At 45.6% G+C, this 20,613-nt stretch carries 20 protein-coding genes; 15 read left to right on the plus strand and 5 right to left on the minus strand.

Annotation, left to right across the window (positions count from 1 at the left end):
- Positions 1-207 precede the first annotated feature (207 nt).
- Both BLW49_RS09400 and bshB2 read left to right on the plus strand, forming a co-directional pair.
- Complete coding sequence (locus BLW49_RS09400; protein WP_076314085.1) at positions 208-552, plus strand: YojF family protein; 345 nt, start codon at positions 208-210, stop codon at positions 550-552.
- Between the two features lie 15 nt (positions 553-567).
- Positions 568-1,218, plus strand: coding sequence for a bacillithiol biosynthesis deacetylase BshB2 (gene bshB2 / locus BLW49_RS09405; RefSeq protein ID WP_076313663.1), 651 nt, complete (start codon positions 568-570; stop codon positions 1,216-1,218).
- Positions 1,219-1,291: 73 nt separating this feature from the next.
- On the opposite strand, the gene hflX is transcribed toward bshB2, so the two are convergent.
- Complete coding sequence (gene hflX / locus BLW49_RS09410) at positions 1,292-2,563, minus strand: GTPase HflX (protein WP_090724231.1); 1,272 nt, start codon at positions 2,561-2,563, stop codon at positions 1,292-1,294.
- Between the two features lie 597 nt (positions 2,564-3,160).
- On the opposite strand from hflX, the gene BLW49_RS09415 reads away from it, so the two are divergent.
- From BLW49_RS09415 to BLW49_RS09435, 5 genes are all read left to right on the plus strand, one after another.
- Positions 3,161-3,508, plus strand: coding sequence for a hypothetical protein (locus BLW49_RS09415; protein WP_090724232.1), 348 nt, complete (start codon positions 3,161-3,163; stop codon positions 3,506-3,508).
- An 84-nt stretch (positions 3,509-3,592) separates the two neighbouring features.
- Complete coding sequence (locus BLW49_RS09420; protein WP_090724234.1) at positions 3,593-4,183, plus strand: SLOG family protein; 591 nt, start codon at positions 3,593-3,595, stop codon at positions 4,181-4,183.
- A 100-nt stretch (positions 4,184-4,283) separates the two neighbouring features.
- Positions 4,284-4,610, plus strand: a complete 327-nt coding sequence (locus tag BLW49_RS09425) for an antibiotic biosynthesis monooxygenase family protein (protein WP_076313667.1) — start codon at positions 4,284-4,286, stop codon at positions 4,608-4,610.
- A gap of 132 nt (positions 4,611-4,742) precedes the next feature.
- Positions 4,743-5,759, plus strand: coding sequence for a pectinesterase family protein (locus BLW49_RS09430; protein ID WP_218145883.1), 1,017 nt, complete (start codon positions 4,743-4,745; stop codon positions 5,757-5,759).
- Between the two features lie 110 nt (positions 5,760-5,869).
- Positions 5,870-6,325 (plus strand): GNAT family N-acetyltransferase, encoded by a 456-nt coding sequence (locus BLW49_RS09435; protein WP_076313668.1) that lies wholly within the window; start codon positions 5,870-5,872, stop codon positions 6,323-6,325.
- A gap of 123 nt (positions 6,326-6,448) precedes the next feature.
- On the opposite strand, the gene psiE is transcribed toward BLW49_RS09435, so the two are convergent.
- Positions 6,449-6,856, minus strand: a complete 408-nt coding sequence (gene psiE, locus BLW49_RS09440) for a phosphate-starvation-inducible protein PsiE (protein WP_256209682.1) — start codon at positions 6,854-6,856, stop codon at positions 6,449-6,451.
- A gap of 173 nt (positions 6,857-7,029) precedes the next feature.
- On the opposite strand from psiE, the gene BLW49_RS09445 reads away from it, so the two are divergent.
- From BLW49_RS09445 to BLW49_RS09450, 4 genes are all read left to right on the plus strand, one after another.
- Positions 7,030-7,719 (plus strand): N-acetylmuramoyl-L-alanine amidase, encoded by a 690-nt coding sequence (locus BLW49_RS09445; protein WP_090724236.1) that lies wholly within the window; start codon positions 7,030-7,032, stop codon positions 7,717-7,719.
- 64 nt (positions 7,720-7,783) lie between these two features.
- A complete protein-coding gene (locus BLW49_RS28520; RefSeq protein WP_143042100.1) occupies positions 7,784-8,104 on the plus strand; it encodes a hypothetical protein in 321 nt (106 codons plus the stop codon).
- Between the two features lie 147 nt (positions 8,105-8,251).
- Positions 8,252-8,419, plus strand: coding sequence for a hypothetical protein (locus BLW49_RS29125; RefSeq protein WP_256209683.1), 168 nt, complete (start codon positions 8,252-8,254; stop codon positions 8,417-8,419).
- The gene (locus tag BLW49_RS09450) at positions 8,403-11,177 is read left to right on the plus strand and encodes a family 10 glycosylhydrolase (protein WP_256209684.1); all 2,775 of its coding nucleotides are present in this window, start codon (positions 8,403-8,405) and stop codon (positions 11,175-11,177) included. Before BLW49_RS29125 ends, BLW49_RS09450 begins: the two co-directional genes overlap by 17 nt.
- Before the next feature lie 78 nt (positions 11,178-11,255).
- Here the strand turns inward: BLW49_RS09450 and BLW49_RS09455 are convergent, their stop codons facing one another.
- From BLW49_RS09455 to nirB, 3 genes are read right to left on the minus strand one after another with little or no spacing between them, the layout of a single operon-like run.
- Positions 11,256-12,089, minus strand: coding sequence for a formate/nitrite transporter family protein (locus tag BLW49_RS09455; RefSeq protein ID WP_090724238.1), 834 nt, complete (start codon positions 12,087-12,089; stop codon positions 11,256-11,258).
- A 32-nt stretch (positions 12,090-12,121) separates the two neighbouring features.
- A complete protein-coding gene (gene nirD / locus BLW49_RS09460; RefSeq protein ID WP_090724239.1) occupies positions 12,122-12,445 on the minus strand; it encodes a nitrite reductase small subunit NirD in 324 nt (107 codons plus the stop codon).
- 22 nt (positions 12,446-12,467) lie between these two features.
- A complete protein-coding gene (nirB, locus tag BLW49_RS09465; protein WP_090724240.1) occupies positions 12,468-14,885 on the minus strand; it encodes a nitrite reductase large subunit NirB in 2,418 nt (805 codons plus the stop codon).
- A gap of 276 nt (positions 14,886-15,161) precedes the next feature.
- Here nirB and BLW49_RS09470 point away from each other — a divergent pair, with 276 nt between their 5' ends.
- From BLW49_RS09470 to BLW49_RS09485, 4 genes are all read left to right on the plus strand, one after another.
- On the plus strand, positions 15,162-16,955 hold the full coding sequence (locus BLW49_RS09470) for a sensor histidine kinase (RefSeq protein WP_177178691.1): 1,794 nt from the start codon (positions 15,162-15,164) through the stop codon (positions 16,953-16,955).
- The gene (locus tag BLW49_RS09475; RefSeq protein ID WP_076313675.1) at positions 16,930-18,546 is read left to right on the plus strand and encodes a response regulator transcription factor; all 1,617 of its coding nucleotides are present in this window, start codon (positions 16,930-16,932) and stop codon (positions 18,544-18,546) included. Before BLW49_RS09470 ends, BLW49_RS09475 begins: the two co-directional genes overlap by 26 nt.
- A 183-nt stretch (positions 18,547-18,729) precedes the next feature.
- Positions 18,730-19,668 carry an ABC transporter permease gene (locus BLW49_RS09480; protein WP_076313676.1) on the plus strand — a complete coding sequence of 313 codons (939 nt, stop codon included), beginning with the start codon at positions 18,730-18,732 and terminating at the stop codon, positions 19,666-19,668.
- 21 nt (positions 19,669-19,689) lie between these two features.
- Positions 19,690-20,598 (plus strand): carbohydrate ABC transporter permease, encoded by a 909-nt coding sequence (locus tag BLW49_RS09485; RefSeq protein WP_090724243.1) that lies wholly within the window; start codon positions 19,690-19,692, stop codon positions 20,596-20,598.
- The last annotated feature ends 15 nt before the right edge of the window (positions 20,599-20,613 follow it).

Raw genomic sequence — 20,613 nt, forward strand, 5'->3', positions numbered from 1 at the left:
ACATTACTCTTCCATATACGCAGTATAAGTCAGACTAGTTTCGTTGAGATGGAATAAATTTATAATGAATCATTTTATTTTCGCTTTTTTTTAAGCTATACTGCTATAAGAGCCTGTTAACGAATAAGGAGTATCGTGAAGGCTAGGAGAAGTCATACCTGTGATCTGCAAATGCTCACGGATGGCAGGAGTAACGGAGGAATTGTTATGCAGCTAATAAATATAGCCATGGTGCAGGAGCAGCTTGACCGGTACGCGAACGAAGATTTGTATCTTCATATGGAAATGACGATGGGTGCCTATGCAGCCCATAATGATAGCTCGAAGCATCCAGCCGCAAATTTCATCAAGAACGTGCCGGTGAGATACAGCAAAGGAACCATTGTTGGTGATACCTACTATAGAGTTGGCTTGAAGACACAAGAAGGCTGGGTTTATACAGAAGGTTTGACGCATTGGGAAGAAAATGAAGAAGGACGCATTCTGCTGGCAGGCCATGACAAAGAAGGTCGATTGATCGTATCTTTGCTGCTCAGTAGAACGTTGTTTTAAGGAAGTGGGGTTCTTATGACGCAAAATATATTAGTAGTACTTCCGCATCCGGATGACGAATCTTTCGGAATGTCAGGAACACTGGCCAAATTTGCAAGCGAAGGAGCACAGGTTACATATGCCTGTCTTACTCTGGGCGAAATGGCGCGGAATATGGGGAATCCTCCAATAGCGAACCGTGTCACGCTGCCCGAAATTCGCAAAGAAGAGCTGAAGCAATCCTGTAGAGCGATCGGAATTCAAGATTTACGGATGCTTGGCTTCCATGACAAAACGATCGAGTTCGAAGACCGTGATCTGCTGGATGGAGCGATTTCTGCACTGATTGAAGAATTGAATCCTTCGATTGTATTTACATTTTATCCAGGCTACAGTGTACATCCAGATCATGATGCAACGGGTGCAGCGGTTGTCAGAGTGGTTGAAGCAATGGATCGGGAGCGAAGACCAGTTGTGCAATGCCTGGCTTTCTCCAACGGTCACAAGGAAGCTATCGGTGAACCGGATGTATTCTATGACATTCAGAAATTTAAGCTCAATAAGGTACAGTCCATCGCAGCACACAGCTCACAGTTCCGTATCTTATCAGGTGAGTCGCTTCTCAAGGACAAGCAATTTGCAGAGCGGCTGATGACGGAATACTTCTGGACTTACCCTCTAAAATAACAGATGCTTATACGGATAATAAAGATAATAGCCAATCCCTTCGTTACAAGGGGTTGGCTATTTTTTTATCTTCTTATTCTGCTTGCAGATGGCTCCATTTCTTCACTTCAACAGGCGAAGCCTCTATGGTCAGCTTCGTGCCATCCTCTTCATAATGAATCGTCTCGACATTCGCATGCTCATGGAAATAGGAGAGAAGATGTCCTTGGTCATATGGAATGTTTAGCGCCACTCGCTCATAATGCCCAAACAGCTGCTGCTTGATAGCAGCTTCCAGCTGATCCAGTCCTTGACCTGTTTTGGCCGATACAAAGACAGCTGGCTTACGAACCTGGATCTCGTTCATTAATTCGCTGCTGAGATCGATTTTGTTATAAACATAGACAACCGGAATTTTATCGGCACCCAGCTCCTTCAACGTTTGATTGGTCACTTCAATCAGCTGCTCGGCATCGGGATTGCTCGCATCTACAACGTGCAGAAGCAGATCGGATTCAAGCACCTCTTCCAGTGTTGAACGAAAGGCTTTGACGAGATGATGCGGAAGCTTGCTTACAAATCCAACCGTATCGGTCAGCAGAAATCTCTTTCGATCCGGGAGCGAGATTTGTCTGACCGAGGTCTGCAAGGTGGCAAAGAGCATATCCTTGGCCAGTACAGCCTTCTCATTTGCAGCATCGTATCTATCAAGCATGGCATTCATGAGACTGGACTTGCCTGTATTCGTATAGCCGACCAGACTCACTACCGGCATTTCGGTCTTTTGGCGTCGTCTGCGCTGCGTTTGACGCTGGGATACGAGCAGCTCCAGTTCACGGTTCAGCTCTGTAATCTTCTCTTCAATCCGTCTTTGGCTTAGCTCCAGCTTGGTTTCTCCTGAACCTCTGTTCTTCGTGCCGACCCCGCCGCGTTGTCTGCCTGAGGAAGAACTGATTCCAGACAATCTAGGTAGTACGTATTGAAGTCTTGCCAGCTCTACTTGAAGCTGGGATTCTCTTGATCTTGCACGCTCCGCAAAAATATTCAGGATCAGTGTTGTCCGGTCCAGGACAGCGGCATCCAGTTTCTTCTCGAGGTTACGAACCTGAGAAGGAGAGAGCTCATCATTAAAGATCACAATATTGGTCTCCAGCATCTTCAGCAGATTAGAAAGCTCCTCAATCTTCCCGCTGCCTATATAGTGTGCTGGGTGAATACGCTCTGCCTTTTGTGTGAGCACGGCTGCGACCTCAATGTCGCAGGCGTTGGCGAGATTGCCAAGCTCCTCCATGGAGTGTTCAAAATCCTCTTGGCTGTTCATTTGTAGTCCTACAATTACTGCTTTATCTTTAAATGGTTGTGTCATACCATCGTCCTCCTTATGATTACACCTGAAATATAAAAAAACACAGGCTAAACCTTCTGCCTGTGTACAGGTTCAAGAGAACTCGGAGTTACTACGGGAGTACAGCCCGGTAAGGGACTAGATCTGTGAACAAGCATTAAACATCTGAAATAGCCAGTGCTTAACTGCGATTTCCACAGCATTCTATACCGCATGGGTCCTAAAATCACACCGCACGCACAATAGGCATGGTTACATGGTTAAGGACACACCCGTTTATTTGTATAACAAAAGAGGCCAGGGATCTCACTCCTGTCCTCTTCGTCTATCTTCTGTGAAATACCAGCATATGGATAGATCGAATCCGAGTTCTCTGCCTTACACATAAGAGCAGAGTCTTTGCCTATTTAGTTAAGGGCAAAAGAAAATCTAACTCGAATCCAATTAATCATAGCGGTATCCCTCCGTTCCTAAAGTTAACGCTATCTTAGCATAGCTCTATACATAATTCAATGGGCATGCATTGACTATAGCTGTTTTCTACCCGTTAAGCTGTTGATCTGTCGTTGAACCTGGGCTTATTGCATACACATCTATAAAGAGGAGCGTGATGATGAGATGATGGATCAAATGGAGCGTTATTTTGAGCTGAAGAAGCTAAAGAAAGATATAGATGATGAGCTGTCGAGCCTGCGCCTGGAGATGATTGATCATCTTACAGCAGAGAATGCGGTCCGTATGGAGCATGGAGAATATGAAGCCAGAATCGTTGTCCAGAACAGGAAGGAATATGATGACGAGCTGCTGTATAAAGCATTGCCGGATCCAGAGGTGTGGAAGCTCCTGTCGAAGGCGGATAGTGGAAAAATAGCAAGCCTGATTAAACTGGGAGTCCTCTCCGAGGAAGGGATCTCGCATACGTATGAGACACGAAGAACAGAGCTGCTTATTGTGAACAGAAAATAGCGGGAGTTATTATGAAATGGATTCATGTATGTTAGGATATATAGAAGCACATGACATTGAAGGGCGGTATGACAAAGACAGGCTATGAAAAACGTGTTAGTTACTGGATACCGGGCCAATGAGCTCGGCATCTTCAATCAGAAGCACCCGGGTATTCCTTATATTAAGCAAGCAATCCGATCCAAGCTGATTACGCTTATTGAGGAAGGCGCAGAGTGGATTATCACCCCGGGTCAGTATGGTGTAGATTTGTGGGCATGCGAGGTGGTCATTGAACTTAAGAAAGAATATCCGCAGCTGAAGCTGTCCATTATATCTGCATTTATGAATCCGGAAGAGAAATGGTCTGATGACAATAAGGAATATTACGAAGAAATTATAAGAAATGTCGATTATTATGGTATTGTCAGCAAGCAGCCCTATGCGGGTCCATGGCAGTTTGCGGCGAGAGACGAGCTTCTCTTTCGGAAGACAGATCATATTTTACTGGTTTATGATGAAGAGAACGGTCCCGGGAGTCCACGGTATATAAAAGAAAAAGCGCTTAAGAAGCATCAAGAGGACGGCTACGGAATGACTCTGATCTACTCGGAGGATATTCAGAATATGGCAGACGAAATGAGTGCTTCTATAATGCTCGAGGATAGACAGGGCGAGGATGACGAGTGGATGTGAATTTACAATTTTGCAATCAAAGAACACTCCTTCATTGACACTGATAATCATTATCGTTTACTATATTTTTATACTTGTCTATGATATGGAGGATGTTCACATGCTGATTCAAATAAGAGCAATTACCGTTAAAGAAGGCTACAGCGATGCTGTCGTTGAGCGTTTCGGCCAGCCTGGCGGTCCGATGACTGAAATTCCTGGATTTATTGACCGTACTGTGATGGTGAAGAAAAATCGCAAGAAGGACGAAGAAGTAGAAGAGGTTGTCGTGATGATCCGCTGGGAATCTGAAGATGCCTGGAAGGCTTGGGAGAAGAGCCCCGCTCATATTGCAGGACATCGGAACAGCCGGAATCAAGAGAAACCGGATTATCTGCTGGAGACGAAAGTATCCATGTACGAGGTGAAGGCGACGGTTGCTGAATAACTACCTCTCTATTAATATGTTAATATCAACCACTGTCGTTGAATGACGATGAATAATGAATAATAAGCCATAGGAGAACTCATTCAGTCTAAGGATTGATCGGGTTCTTTTTGCTAAAGGAGGGCTAATCAAGTGATTGAAATAACGGTATCACAAGATGGCACGGCTGACTTTACTTCAATTCAGGAAGCGATGGATCAAATCCCCAATCTTAGAGCCGGGAGCTCTGAGCGCTGTACCATATATATAAGAGCAGGTACATATCAAGAGAAGATTCATCTAAGCCATCCAGGGATTCATCTTGTAGGCGAGGATGCGGAAGAGACCATCATTACATACGGAGATTATGCACGCAAGTTATTTTCGGACGGCAGTCCATATCACACGTTTAATACATATACCCTCTTAATTTCCAGTGATGATGTAACGGTCAGTCATCTGACCATAGAAAACAGTGCAGGAAATGGGGAGTCGATTGGTCAAGCCATCGCGGCCTATGTGGATGGTGATCGGGTATCTTTTTACCATTGTCGATTGCTTGGACATCAGGACACTCTATTTACGGGGCCGCTTCCGGAACAGCCGATCGATCGAGGCAGCTTTGGAGGTCCGCGTGACATTTTCCCTAGACTCCCTGTGCGTCAATATTATGAGTCCTGTTATATCGAAGGAGATGTTGATTTTATTTTTGGTTCGGCGACGGCGGTATTTGTAGAATGCGAGGTGTTCTCCAAGCGCAGAAATGTAAATGGAGACGGAATTATAGACAGTACAGCCCCAGGATATATAACCGCTGCATCGACGGCGAGAGACGTGAATTTCGGGTATGTGTTCTGGAACTGCACCTTAACGGGTAATGCAGAGCCGAAGTCAGTGTATTTAGGCAGACCATGGCGTGAATATGCCAAAACCGCATTTATAAACTGTGAACTCGGGCAGCATATTCACACCGCAGGCTGGCACAATTGGGGGAAGCGGGAGCGAGAGCAGACGGTAGGCTATGTGGAGTATGACAGTCATGGTCCTGGCGCTGAAGGTGAGAGAGTCGAATGGGCTAAGGAACTTAAACCAGAGCAGCTTCATACCTATTCACCAGCTGAGGTTCTACAGGGGAATGACGGTTGGAATCCGGCTCTGAAGAAGAGTTGAACCACCCAGCGGCAGCAGAAAAATACTACTTTTGTACATCCTCATATCCTGTTAAGATGAATTCAGATCACGAGATGATGCTAATAAAAACAGGAGTGTGACAGATACGGATGGAGATTAGAATTGACGATTTAAGCGGTGTGGAGATTCAACATTTGATAAGACATCATATAGCAAGCATGCTCGATCATTCTCCTCCTGAAAGCGTACATGCGCTGGATCTGAACGGCTTGAAGCAGCCTGAGGTCACGTTCTGGAGTGTATGGGAAGACGGTGAACTGCTGGGGTGCGGAGCTCTTAAGGAACTCGATTCTGAACATGGTGAAGTAAAGTCCATGCGAACCGCTGATGGGCATCTGCGAAAGGGTGTCGCCAGGCTGATGCTGAATCACATTATAACCGAGGCGAAGAATCGTGGATACGGAAGACTTTCACTGGAAACAGGATCGACGGATGATTTTATCCCCGCAAGGATCATGTATGAACAATGCGGCTTTGAGTACTGCCCTCCGTTTGCGGATTACATAGAAGATCCATATAGTGTCTTCATGACAAAAGTGTTATAACGTACAGCTGTGCGGAATTTTCAATAGCTTGATTGGACTTTCTTGAATATGTAAACTTCCAAAAAGCAAGGATAATGCTCCCTTGCTTTTTTATTTTTTTGATAAATGTGCAGCTTACTGATATTAATTCGCATCTAAATTCCTCGTATTTGCTATAAAGAGGGTAATCACAAGAACAAGAATAGAGAGACAATACGTAAAGGTATCGATTGGATCTTCATGGTTAATAATGATAAGCCGAATAATGGCAGTGATACCGATATAGATGAAGTACCTCAGAGGGAAGTGGTAATTATGCGTAAAGTATTTCACAATAAGAGATAGAAACTCAAAATATAGAAAATAAACCAATATTCCTTCGGTAAGATAGTAGTAGGAGGTTGGCTCGCTTTGAATCAATAAGCTGTCAAGAATGACCATCGTTTTACGGACAAGAAACATAGACAGGATAATTGCAAGCAGTAAGAGCATGACGTTTAACAGCTGTTGTAAATACTTGGCGATGAAGGATTCCCTTTTGGCTTCTTTCACTTCAATCACTCCTAACCTCAAACAAGGCATATAGCTTGTATAGCTTCTATGAATCAATAACTAGCTTATGCATATCAGTCCAATTACAGAAGTAACTTCTCTCTACGAATCGACTGGAAGTGTCCAAGCATAAGTCAGCACAAAATCATAGAATGGGAGTGGAGGTGATCAATATGGTCAAAATATTTATTGATCCGGGCCATGGAGGAACAGACAGCGGAGCTGTAGGGAATGGACTTCAAGAAAAAGCGCTGACACTTACCATTGCATCCAAGATCCGCTCGATCCTGCTGGCTGAGTATCAGAATGTATCTGTACTGATGAGCCGTACAGGCGATGAGACCGTCACACTGACGCAAAGAACCGATGCTGCTAACGTTTGGGGAGCAGATTACTTCTTGTCTATTCACATTAATGCCGGCGGGGGTACAGGCTATGAGGACTTTATTTATCCAGGTTCGACAGCTCCCACCACAACCTATCAGACGAACATTCATACAGAAATCATGAAGATGATCGCAATGACAGATCGGGGACGTAAATCGGCTAATTTTCACGTATTAAGAGAATCCAATATGCCAGCAATTCTAACTGAGAATGGATTCATAGATTCCGCAGCGGATGCTGCTTTGCTCGCGTCTAATGCACATCTCGATGCTGTAGCTCGTGGACATGTGAATGGACTCGTAAAAAATTTTAACCTGGTCAAGAAAACAAATGTTATTTATCATACGGTCGTAAGCGGAGATACGGTGTATGCGCTGAGCCGGAGGTATGGCAGTACCCTTGCGGATATTAAGGCGTGGAATGATCTCGATGCGAACTATACCATTTATGTAGGGCAAGTACTGCGAGTGAAGTAGAGATGATGTAATTACCATATTGTGGTATAATAGCTGGAATTGTAGCAGATAGGGAGGCACCGCTGTGGGACATACTAGAACTATATTCTGTGTACACTGTCATGCAGAGATTGAATCCAGACACGATTTGGTCGTCAGCTTATCATTCATGTCATTATTGGCTTACCATAATGCTTGTTATGCCAGCGCTCTCAAGGGATGTCAATCCTTCGTTATCAGTGATGAGCCGATCAACGGGACCGCATCCAATTGGATGACTGCTGTATCAATTCTGCTCTCCATCATTTCATTTATTTTTATTAATGGATATGTGGGTGCTATCTTTCTGCTTGTTCCCCTAGTTCGATTCTGTTCGTGGTTTATGTACGAGCGGCATCTAGACTAATACTCCTTTTTTTGATGAGTCGGCCTTTATTTAGGCTGATTTTTTTGTGCTGGGAGTTTTGCATAATAATTCATAGACTTAGAACATATGAATAGATTGGAAGAGAGCTTTAGCGTACAAGATGCAGCCTTAACAGGAGCTGCGGTCATGACGCAAGTTACAACAATCCGCCTTTACGAAGGAGTGATCAGTAATCGTGTCAATGCACAACAAGTTTTCATTGAAGCAGCTACTGTCATGCATACTCATAATCTCTTTATTTCTAATGCTGGGAAGCTCCAGTCTAAGATTAACAACGTTGACAGCTTACGCTGAGGATAATCATACAGAGCGATATAAGCAAACGATTGAAGAATTTGAGTCACTCCGCCTGCTATCCAGCTTCTATGTGGGAGCCAATTCGGCCTCTTTGTCCCTCGTAGACAGACCCCAAACGATATATTATGGTCATCATGCCGTTAATCTTACCTATGATTTCACTGGAAAATCTGGAACCTCTGCTGCATATATGCAGTTTAAGAATGATCAGGGAGGAATCGGAAAACCTCTGCCCGGAATGCCGTCCAAACTCGGTATATGGGTGTATGGTGATGGTGGTAATCACTGGCTCAGAGCACAAATAGAGGACTCCCTCGGAACCAAAACCGCTGCAGATTTCACCTCAGCTTCAGGATTAAGCTGGACCGGCTGGAAGTACATTACCCTGCAAATCCCGGCTGCGCTTACTCCCCCGCTCAAACTCAACCACATTTATGTGGCAGAAACAAAAGATACCAACAAAAATAGTGGTGCTCTCTATTTCGATCAACTGAGCGCTTTTTATACGGATCAGGATATCTATGGGCTTGATATTATCGGAGGACAGCCTATTCAAGCGGGAAACTCCGCTGAACTAACGACCTATGCTACCTACGAAGGAGGAACTCACCCGGTTCTGCTCGAAGAAGGGGTCACTTTCACTAGCAGTAACCAATCGATCGCTACAGTTTCTAGTGATACCTATGGAACAATTCACGCTATATCACCAGGCCGAGCACTCATTACGGCTGTCCATAACGGCGTATCCGAAGAGATTGAAATAGAAGTGACGGAAGGTGAGGTTCTTCCTATATCTATTCATATGTCCGGACCCTCTCAGCTGGAAATAGGCGATTCTGATACCCTTCGGTTGTATGCCGAATATGCGGATTATGCTTCACCTTTTCTAATAACGAATGAAGCTGAGCTCATTAGCCTCCATCCGGAAGTGCTGACGGTAGACGAATACGGCATGATTCAAGCTCATACAGCCGGTACGGCGAAGCTTATTGCTGAATATGGCGGTCACAGAGCTGAGCTTACGGTTAGGGTAACTGAACCTGTACCTGTGCTGCAAAGCTTGGAGCTTATTGGACCCTCGGCTCTTACCATCGGAAATACAGATGAATTCCAAGTGAATGGGATCTATTCTTTGCTTCCAGAGCCGGTGCCAATTACAGAAGGACTTCGCTATACCAGCAGCCGGCCGGAGATTGTCTCGGTGTCCGAGGATGGTGTATTGACAGGACATGCTGTGGGTGGTTCTCGAATCACGATAACTTACAACGGGATCAGTGCCTCAGCTTATATCGTAGTAAACCTTCCACAGGAGGCACCGAAGCGTGAAGTACGCGCAGCGTGGATTGCAACCGTAGAGAATATAGATTGGCCGATCAAAGGAACAACTCAACCGATAGAGCAGCAGAAGCAGTTCCGTGATCTGCTCGACCGGCTTGAAAACACCGGCATTAATACATTGATCGTACAAGTGAAGCCGACAGCAGACGCTTTCTATCCGTCCGAATATGCGCCATGGTCTGAATGGCTTACGGGAGTGCAGGGTGTGGATCCAGGATATGATCCGTTAGCGTTTATGCTGGAGGAAGCGCATCAGCGTGGAATGGAATTTCACGCCTGGTTTAATCCTTATCGAGTCAGCATGCACAACGATATCACCAAGCTGACAGAGGATCATCCGGCAAGATTGCATCCAGAATGGGTAGAATCTTACGGAGGCAAGCTGTATTTTAATCCGGGTGTCCCTGAGGCGAAGGAATATATCATCGACAGCATTATAGAGGTTGTAAGAAATTACGATATTGATGGTGTTCATTTTGATGATTATTTTTATCCATATCCCGCTGCAAGCGGAGAATTCCCAGATCGTGATACGTATATGGAATACGGTAACGAGTTCGCAAGCATTGCAGATTGGCGCAGGGATAATGTGAACCGCTTTGTTCAGGAAGTCGGAGAAGCGATCAAGCAAGAGAAGAGTAATGTAAAATATGGTATCAGCCCTTTTGGAATATGGAAAAACAAAACGACAGATCCATCTGGTTCAGATACGAATGGTCTTAGCAGCTATGATGCGATTTATGCCGACTCTAAGAAATGGGTCGATGAAGAGTGGATCGACTACATTATGCCTCAAATATATTGGTACATGGGTTATGGACCGGCCGCATACGACAAGCTGACAGATTGGTGGAAAGGCATTGTCACGAATAAGGATGTTCATCTGTATATAGGGCAGGCACTATACCGTAATGGCACAGTAGATGGCTGGCTGAACCCCGAGGAAATTCCGAATCAGATTGCTTATAACCGGAATTATGAGGAGGTCAAGGGCGGGGCCTTCTTCAGTGCAAAATGGTTTACAGATAATGTGCTTGGAATCACGGATCGACTTAGTAATGACCTCTTTAGTGCACCGGCACTTGTTCCGGAGATGCCATGGCTTGATAATCAGGCACCAAACGCTCCAGTTAAAGTGAAAGCCAACTCCACCAAAAAAGCAGTAAGGCTGGAGTGGAATTCAGGAGGCGGTGATGAGGGCTATTATGTCATCTATCGCTTCATTGGAGATAGTGCAGGTAACTTGGATCATGCGGAAAATATAAGAAAGATCGTACAGCGATCGGATCAGAAAAAGCAGAGCTTTGAGGATGCGGGGATTCCGCCAGGAACTTACACCTATGTCATTACGGCCGCAGATCGGCTTCATAATGAGAGTCTAGGGAGCAGGGCAGTTACGATTACACCCAAAAAATAAAACAATAGGAATGGCTCTGTGGATCATCCACAGAGCCATATTTATTAGTTTGTGTTAATCCATCATTACAGGATGAATCTATGATACATGCTTATGAACGGCGTCTGCATGTTCCGTAGGAGCATTGGATACTTTCTTGGATTTTACCGGCGAGATAAACCAGTAAGCCATGCCCATAAACAAGATCCCCCCAACCATGTTACCAAGGGTAACCGGGATCATATTGTGGAGCCAGCCTCCAAGTGTGATCACTTCGGGTGCATTTGGAAGCAGGGAGGCGAGTGACAGTAAGGTCATATTAGCGACACTGTGCTCATAGCCGCTGGCGATGAATGCGAACAGGCACCACCATATGAGGACGAGCTTTGAGATATCGTCCTTGGCCCGGAAGCTCATCCAGATGGCAAGGCAGACGAGCCAGTTACATAATATTCCTCGAAAGAACAGCTCGGTTAAAGGAGCGGTCATTTTATTCGCTGCAGCTGTAAATATAAGGTGCTCGGCAGGAGCTGCCTTGAATAATCCGGTACCGAGAATCAGAAGACATAGCAGCAATGCGCCGATTAAATTGCCGACAAATACGATTCCCCAATTCTTGAACGTATCCTTATACGTCGTTCTTCCAGCCAATGTGCTCATGGTAAAAAACATATGGTTACCTGTAAATAGTTCTGATCCTGCGAATATGACCAGGGTGAGGGCGAGTCCGAAGGATGCACCCATGACCAAGCCCTGGAAGGGAGATCCGGCTGCCGCTAGTGGGCCTCCCAGGGTAAATATTAAGATAATGGCTAGACCAACATAGGCTCCTGCAAGCAGGGTGGATATAAAATATCGGGGCAGCTGTTCATTCATATAATCTCTCTTGTTTACCGCTGCCTCGATGATGGCTTCTACAGTAGGTTTAAACATGGATTCGATTCCTCCCGCTCCTATAGGGTGTGCTAGACTGCAATCCAGACGGTATTATTCTCGATTTTTACAGGGAAGACCTGAACCTCACCGGTATCGGGTTCCTGTACTTGACCAGTGTACAGGTCAATTTTCCAATCATACAGCGGATCGTACACATAATGACCTGATACGATGCCTTCTGCAAGAGGACCGCCTTTGGGATGAGGATTATGATTCTCTACAGCACAGATATCCCCGTTCGACAGATGGAAGACGGCAATCTCTATACCCTCAATAGTAACAACCCGGCCTAATTGTGCAGGGAAATCAGAGATTTGTCCTGCGGTGTGGAATGTTTTAGCCTCAGTGTTCATGCGGAGCATTCTCCTTTCGAGATCAATTCACTTTCACGCCATACAATTGCTGCTGTACTTCTGTGTCTCCAAGAACCTTCTTCCATGGATCCTCTACATAACGAAGGGCCAGCTCGACTCTGTCTTGAAGTGCCTTGCGCTCTTCTTCATTATCCATGACAACGGCTTTGATCTGTTCAAGTCCCATTCGTTCAACCCACTCAGACGTTCTTTCGAGGTACTTGCCGGTTTCACGGTAATACTGTATTACAGCACTGCACACTTCAATAAGCTCTTCATCTGTCTTCACTTTACCGATGGAATCTGCAAGACGAGCCTTGATTCCGCCGTTGCCGCCGATAAAGATCTCCCAGCCGCCGTCATTGCCGACAATCCCGATATCCTTCGTGCACGCTTCTGCGCAGTTCCGTGGACATCCGTTAACGGCCATTTTGAATTTGGCTGGAAAATCGAGCCGTTCAAATTTGTGCTCCAGAAGAGAGCCCATACTCATGGAATCCTGCGTTCCGAATCGGCAGAACTGGGAGCCAACACAGGTCTTGACGGTTCTTAATGATTTGGCATATGCATAACCTGATGGCATATCAAGCTCTTCCCATACTTTAGGAAGGTCTTCCTTCTTGACACCTACCAGATCCAGGCGCTGGCCACCCGTTACTTTGACAAGCTTCACATTGTATTTCACAGAAACATCGGCGATCTTCTTGAGATCCTCAGGAGTCGTCATACCGCCATACATCCGAGGTACAACCGTGTATGTGCCGTCTTTTTGAATGTTGGCGTTCAAGCGCTCGTTAACAAAACGCGATTCTTTCTCATCTTTGTGCGTTCCCGGATGAACCATGCCTAGATAATAGTTAATGGCAGGGCGGCATTTGGAGCAGCCTTCTGGCTGCTTCCAGCCAAGCACATTCATTACTTCTTTGGTGGTGCTGAGCCCTTTTTCACGTATTTCCGCGACAATCTCATCTCGGCTGAGATCGGTGCAGCCACAAATTCCTTGTTTGGCATTAGCTGCAAATCCGTCTCCAAGCACATATTGCAGAATCTGTTCTACGACAGGCTTACATCCTCCGCAGGAGCGTGTAGCACCAGTGCATGCCTTAATTTCATCGAGAGTGGTCTTGCCTTCAACGGTAATGGCATTGACAATTGTACCTTTGGTAACGCCATTACATCCGCACACAATTTCATCATCAGACATGGTATCCACTGCGCTTGCTTTCTTATGACCGCCGCAGCCGGTTCCCATCAGGGAGCTGTACAGTTCATCTGTCATAACAGCGTGCTGCTTGATCAGCTTCTGAAGCTCGGCAGAGCTGTCAATATTTCCGAACAAGACGGCTCCGACCATTACATTGTCTTTAAGCAATATTTTCTTATACGTACGTTTCCAATCGTCCTTCTGGGAGATAACCGTGTGCTCTTGTCCTTCGATAAATTTACCGGTCGAGAACACATCCACACCCGATATTTTGAGCTTCGTGGATACCACAGAGCCTTCATAAGGAGCTGTATCTGCTCCGCTGATGTGCTTGGCAAGCACCATACCTTGCTCAAACAGAGGAGCGACAAGGCCATAACAAGTGCCGCGATGCTCTGCACATTCTCCGACCGCATAGACATCTTCCATAGAAGTGCGCATATAATCATCGACCACGATACCACGATTTACATCAATTCCGCTATCCCGTGCAACACCGATATTTGGCTTGATGCCAACTGCCATAACGACAAAATCGGCTTCCAGCTCCGTATCGTCAGCAAATCGCAATCCTTGAACCCTGTTGTCACCGTACAGCTCTTTCGTTTGTGCTCCCATCTTGAACTTAATTCCTTGCCGCTCAAGCTCTGCTAAGAGCATCTGTGAAGCATCTCGATCCAGTTGACGCTCCATGAGGGTGTCCATCAAGTGAACTACAGTAACGTCCATTCCGAGCTGGACGAGTCCTTTCGCAGCTTCAAGACCGAGCAGTCCGCCGCCGATTACGGCCGCTTTGCTATATTGTTTAGACGCTTCAAGCATTTCATTACAGTCAGCAATGTCCCGGAAACCAACCACACCTTGTTTATCACTGCCTGGTACAGGAAGGATAAAGGAGTTTGAGCCTGTAGCAATGATAACCTTGTCATAGGGTACCTTGAGTCCATTCTCTGTAATCACTTCACGCGTATTTGCGTCGATGCGTTCCACTTTGGTTCCTGTATAAAGACGAATACCTTGATTGTCGTACCATTCCAAATCGTTCAGAATAATATCCTCTACCGTCTTGCTGCCTTCCAGAACATAAGATAACATAATCCGATTATAGTTCGGATAAGGCTCGCTGCCAAAGACCGTAATATCAAATCTTGTTGTCAGCTTAAGGATCTGTTCTACCGTGCTGATCCCTGCCATACCATTGCCGATGATGACCAATTTTTCCTTCGTTGTATTCATCATGCTTGCCCCCCAGGTAATCCGTTATTTATGTCATTATCATAATGAAAGTGAAGAGAATATATTGTGATTCATATCACATAAATTGTAATTCTATAACTTGTTATGTAACCTTCATGACAATGCGCTTGGAATGATTGACAATTGAAATTCATTCATAATTTTCCTTAAATTATGATGAACAGGAAAAAGGATTCCTTATTATTCCAGCGAATTAGAGAAGATGCTATAGTTGATAACGTTTTCATTCGTTATAGAAAGTGGAGAGTGCAGCAGATGAAACTCCGTTCAAGATCATCCTTGCGTTTTAAATTTATCACCGGCTTTTGCTTGATTATGGCTCCGCTCGTGCTGTTTCTATACTTTAACAATGTGTATGCGATGAGTGTGGTTCGCGACCAGGTATCTCTGACAAACCGAAACTATGTCCTCAAAAATGTCGAAGAGAACGAGCGCATCCTTAAAGAAACTAATCGCTACTTATATAGTTTGGGGGAACAGGATCCAGATATCATTTCGTTGTTTTTTCTGCCCTATGGCAGTGGTGACTACACGATTGCTAAGCAGAGGATCGTAAATAAATTCAGGACAGATCTCGGGTTCTATGATCTCCTGGACGGCTTGTTTCTGTATGATACCGTTCATAAGGATACGCTGCTAGCTACACAGCGGGGGTATGATGAGAAAATAAATGCTCTCTCAGCCATTATGCCTGCAGCTGCTTCGGTAGACGCAGAAGTCCCGACACATAAATGGGAAATTGTTCAGACCAAGGGAACCTATCATCTCGTAAAAACGGTGCGTATTAACGAGCAATTCATCGCTGGGGCCTGGGTGCCGATCAACAGCTTAAATGAGCGTATACACCGTGCGGATTGGGGCGAAGGCGGAGGATCGGTTATTTTATCAGGAGAAGGGGAGGCGCTCTCCGGCACAGTGGTGCCTGACAATGTGGTGAAGCTTGCGTCCGCATTTCAATTAGAGAAGTCAGAAGAGGATTCGCTCTACGAAATCGTAGGTGATTCTGAACGAGAAGAACGATATTTACTAATTGACGTTCCCGCACATGACGGAGCCATTCATTATGTTGTCATGCTGCCCGAAGCGAGCATTGTACGGAACCTGCCTGTATTTCAGCAGATTATCCGGTTTATCCCAGTCGTGGCTGTTCTACTGCTTGTCTCTGTATTGTTCTTCTTGAGACAGGTGTTGTTTAAACCGATGAATACACTGATAACCGGAATGAGAAAGGTCAGCAGGGGCGATCTGAGTGTGAAGCTAAGACCATCCTCTTCGCCTGAATTTACTTTTGTAACAGATACGTTTAACCAAATGACCGAAGAAGTCCAGCAGCTGAAGATAAGCATGTACGAGGAGCAGCTTCGTGTACAGGAGGCTGAGCTCAAGCAGCTTCAAATGCAGATTAATCCGCATTTTTATCTCAATTCACTTCACATTATTCATAGTCTTGCCGCACTTCACAAGCATGAGCTCGTTCAGAAGATGGCGGAGCATCTTGCCGGCTATTTTCGCTTCAGTATGCAGGCGGATCGAAGCCTGATTACGATCAAGGATGAAATCCTGCATATTAAAAATTATCTCGAAATTCAAAAGCTGCGTTTTCCTGAACGTCTGCAATATGGGCTGACCATGAATCCGGATATTGAAGAAATGCTGATTCCACCGCTCACCATACAGCCTTTTGTAGAGAATTCAATTGTCCATGGCTTCCGAAAAGGGAGGAGCATACTACATTTGGATATTATGCTTGATTATGTCCCCGATGAACAGCAGCTGACAATACGAATTCAGGATAACGGCACGGGTTTCTCCGAGGACGTACTCGTAAGGCTTCAGCAGGGAGAGCTGCATCCTGAAGAAGCAACCGGACGAAGCATTGGAATATGGAATGTCAAGCATCGGCTTGAGAAAGTCAAGGGATTCGAGCCTCGGATACAGTTTGAGAACGGCCCTGATGGCGGAGCCTTAGTATACTTGACGATTAACTATACAGAGAGCAGCAACGTGAGAGAGGAGAATAAGGATGTACAGCTTGCTCATCGTGGATGATGAATATTACGCGCTGGAAGCCATGAAGCATGCCGTGGATTGGAGTGATATCGGATTTGACAGGTGTTATACGGCGATGTCGGCTGACGAAGCAAGAGAGGTTCTCATACAAGAGAAGATCGATATCATGATCTGTGACATTGAAATGCCGGAGGAGGATGGGCTGTCACTCCAAAGCTGGGTCCGGGAGCAAGTGCCGCAGCTGGAGACCATCTTTTTAACAGGGCATGCTGAATTCTCTTACGCGCAGAAGGCAATTCAGATGCACAGCTTCGATTATTTGCTAAAGCCGATTCAATCCGCTGATCTGATCCATACCGTAAAGCGTGCTATGGAGAAAAAGAGTCTTGACGATGAATTTGCTCGATTAAAAGAACAGTATAGGGATTATCTAAATGAAGAGAGATTCTGGAGTACGAAGCGAATCACTAAATTCTGGAAGGATCTATATTCGGGCCGTTCTCCGCTCACAGAATCTCAGTTTCATGAGCTGAAGCTGATCTATCACGCAGATGTTGAGGGAAGTGCGAGCATACTGCCAATTCTATTCAAAGTCGAGGAGTGGCTCAGAATATTCCCGGCCAAGGACCTGGATATCCTGGAGTTCGGGCTCTGCAATGCGGCAGAGGAGATTGTGCTCAGCGGTGCAGCGGGACATGTCATTCTAGATCAAAGGGGATATGTCCTTATCCTGCTCCAGGAGCCGCTTCCTGCCCATCAAATACTGGATCATTGCAAAGATTATATTGCCCGATGCAGTACATATCTCTCGGCCCGGATCTCATGCTGTATCGGAAATTATACAAGCATATGGAAGCTTCCCGATGCTTATAAGATGCTGATGCAGGAGCATCGGCACCATATCGCAGGAAGTGAGGATGTTTATTATCTCCGCTCAGACCGCGCAGGACATACAGATGTGAAGGAACTGGTGCCTCTGCCTTGGATCGAAGATATCGCCGTGCTGCTGGCAACCGGAAAAATCAAAGAAGTACTGCAAAAGACAGATGAGCTCATTGACTGGATGCAGCAACAGAGCTCGCTCACCGCTGAGCTGCTGGAGTCATTTTATCACGCGCTGCTTCACACCATCATTTCGCTTCTGCACAAGAACGGTATTGCTCTACACAGCTTATACTCAGGAGATGAGCCTATGGAGAGAGAAGTGACACGCTCGATCCAAACGCTCAGAGATTGGGCGCATCAGTTAATTACACGTGCATTTGCACTTCTCCATCCAGAAGGGGAGGATACGTATTCTGCGATTGAGAAGGTCTGTCTGTATATTAATGGAAGGCTTGATCAGGACTTGGGCAGGGAGGAGCTGGCTGAGTTTGCAGAGCTGCATCCGGCTTATTTATCAAGGCTTTTCAAAAAAGAAAAAGGCTTGTCCATTTCGGATTATATTGCGCAGGCGAGGATTGCAAAGGCGAAGGAGCTGCTCTGTACAACCCTGTCGACAGTAACCGATATTGCAAGTAAAGTCGGGTATTACAATTATCAACATTTCACGAAGATGTTTAAGAAGCATACAGGTATGACTCCCCAGCAGTATCGAAGAGAGTACAGTCAGCGGATAGAAAGGCAATAAACACAAAGGACGGTCGTTTAAGAACGGTCGTTCTTTTTGCATAAATGACGGATGTCATGAAAACACATACCTGGGGTTACGAGACGTGATATTCGGCAGGCCCGACACCTTCTTATAATAAAGCTACCGCTGCAGTAGGAGGGGCTGTGAAGCTTATGAGAAGGGGGAGTCGAAGGTAAAGCTATGCCACACACAGTAAAGAAAAAAAGGACCATACTGTACAACCTTAAGAAATACAAGGTGCTGTACCTTATGTTTTTGCCGGGTGTCGTATTTTTGCTGATCAACAATTATTTGCCGATGTTTGGGGTTGTCATTGCTTTCAAGAATGTGAACTACGCGGATGGAATTATGGGGAGTCCGTGGGCGGGGCTGGACAATTTCAAGTACTTGTTCGGTACCTCTGACGCATGGGAGATTACACGCAATACACTGGCCTACAACGTCGTATTCATTCTACTCAATCTGGTGCTTGGTGCAGGCCTGGCGATCTTGCTCAGTGAAGTAAAGGGGAGATTCTCATCCAAGTTCTATCAATCCGTGATGCTGCTTCCTTACTTCCTGTCCATGATCGTCGTAAGTTATCTGGTGCTTGCCTTCCTGGGCAAAGATTCAGGATTTATGAACACCAGCTTCCTGCCGTTATTCGGCAAGGAGCCAATTGATTGGTATACGGAGACGGAATATTGGCCTTACATTCTGCCTTTCGTCAATACCTGGAAGAACATTGGCTATTATGTGGTTATTTATTTGGCTGCGGTCATTGGCATTGATGAAGAGTATTATGAGGCTGCTGTACTGGATGGAGCGGGGAAATGGAGTCAGGTATGGTATATAACCGTGCCGTTCCTCTATCCGTTAATGATTGTTATGACACTGCTTCAGATCGGACGTATTTTCTATGCAGATTTCGGGCTGTTCTATCAGGTACCGCTTGAATCCGGTGCGCTGTTCCCGGTCACTAACGTGCTTGATACGTATGTGTACCGTACGTTCCTGATTGGTGGAGACATCGGCATGTCGTCAGCTGCAGGTTTGTATCAGGCTGTAGTTGGATTTGTGCTTGTATTGGTGTCCAATTCCATCGTCCGCAGGATCGATAAAGATAACGCACTATTCTAGTCAAGGAGGAGAGTTCCTGATATGAGTTCCCGTAAACCGCTGCATATATCGGGCAAATCGAAGGTTGTCATTCATGCCTTTTTTATCTTCTATGCCGCTATATGTATTCTGCCGCTTGTGCTTGTGCTGTCTATTTCCCTCTCAGATGAGACAACAGTCATCGCAAACGGATACAAGTTCATTCCCGAGCAGTTTAGTATAAGCGCTTACGATTTCTTGTTCAAAGATATGGAGCAGATCGTTCGCTCTTACGGAGTATCCATCTTCGTAACCGTTGTTGGAACCGTCATCAGTGTAGCGTTGACCGCATTTTATGCGTATCCGCTGTCGAGGCGGGACCTGCCGTACAAAGGATTTTTCGCCTTCTTCATCTTCTTCACCATGCTGTTTAACGGCGGATTGGTACCTTGGTATCTCGTTTATGTCAATCTGCTTGATCTGAAAAATACGTTATGGGTTCTGATCATGCCGATGCTGATGTCTCCATTTTTTGTACTCGTCATGCGGACCTTCTTCGCCAATTCCATACCTGTCTCGATTCTTGAATCCGCGAGAGTGGATGGAGCCGGAGAGCTGCGGACATTTATCAGAATTGTGCTGCCGTTATCACTTCCCGTACTTGCTACGGTAGCGCTGTTCAGTACGCTGAATTATTGGAACGATTGGTATCTGAGTATGATCTTTATTTCGGATAACAAAACGATCAGTCTGCAGTATTTAATGTACCGTACTTTGCTGGATATCCAGTATTTAACGAGCAATTCCAACGTTGCTTCGCAGATATCTTCACAAGGTGGAATGCTGGATCTTCCGAACAAAACGCTGCAGATGGCTATGGCGGTCGTAGGGATTGGACCAATTGTGCTCGCATATCCGTTCTTCCAGCGTTATTTCATCAAGGGTCTGACTGTAGGAGCTGTAAAAGGCTGATTTTATGTTTTCATA

The organism is Paenibacillus sp. PDC88, from assembly GCF_900106725.1.
Classification (GTDB): domain Bacteria; phylum Bacillota; class Bacilli; order Paenibacillales; family Paenibacillaceae; genus Paenibacillus; species Paenibacillus shunpengii.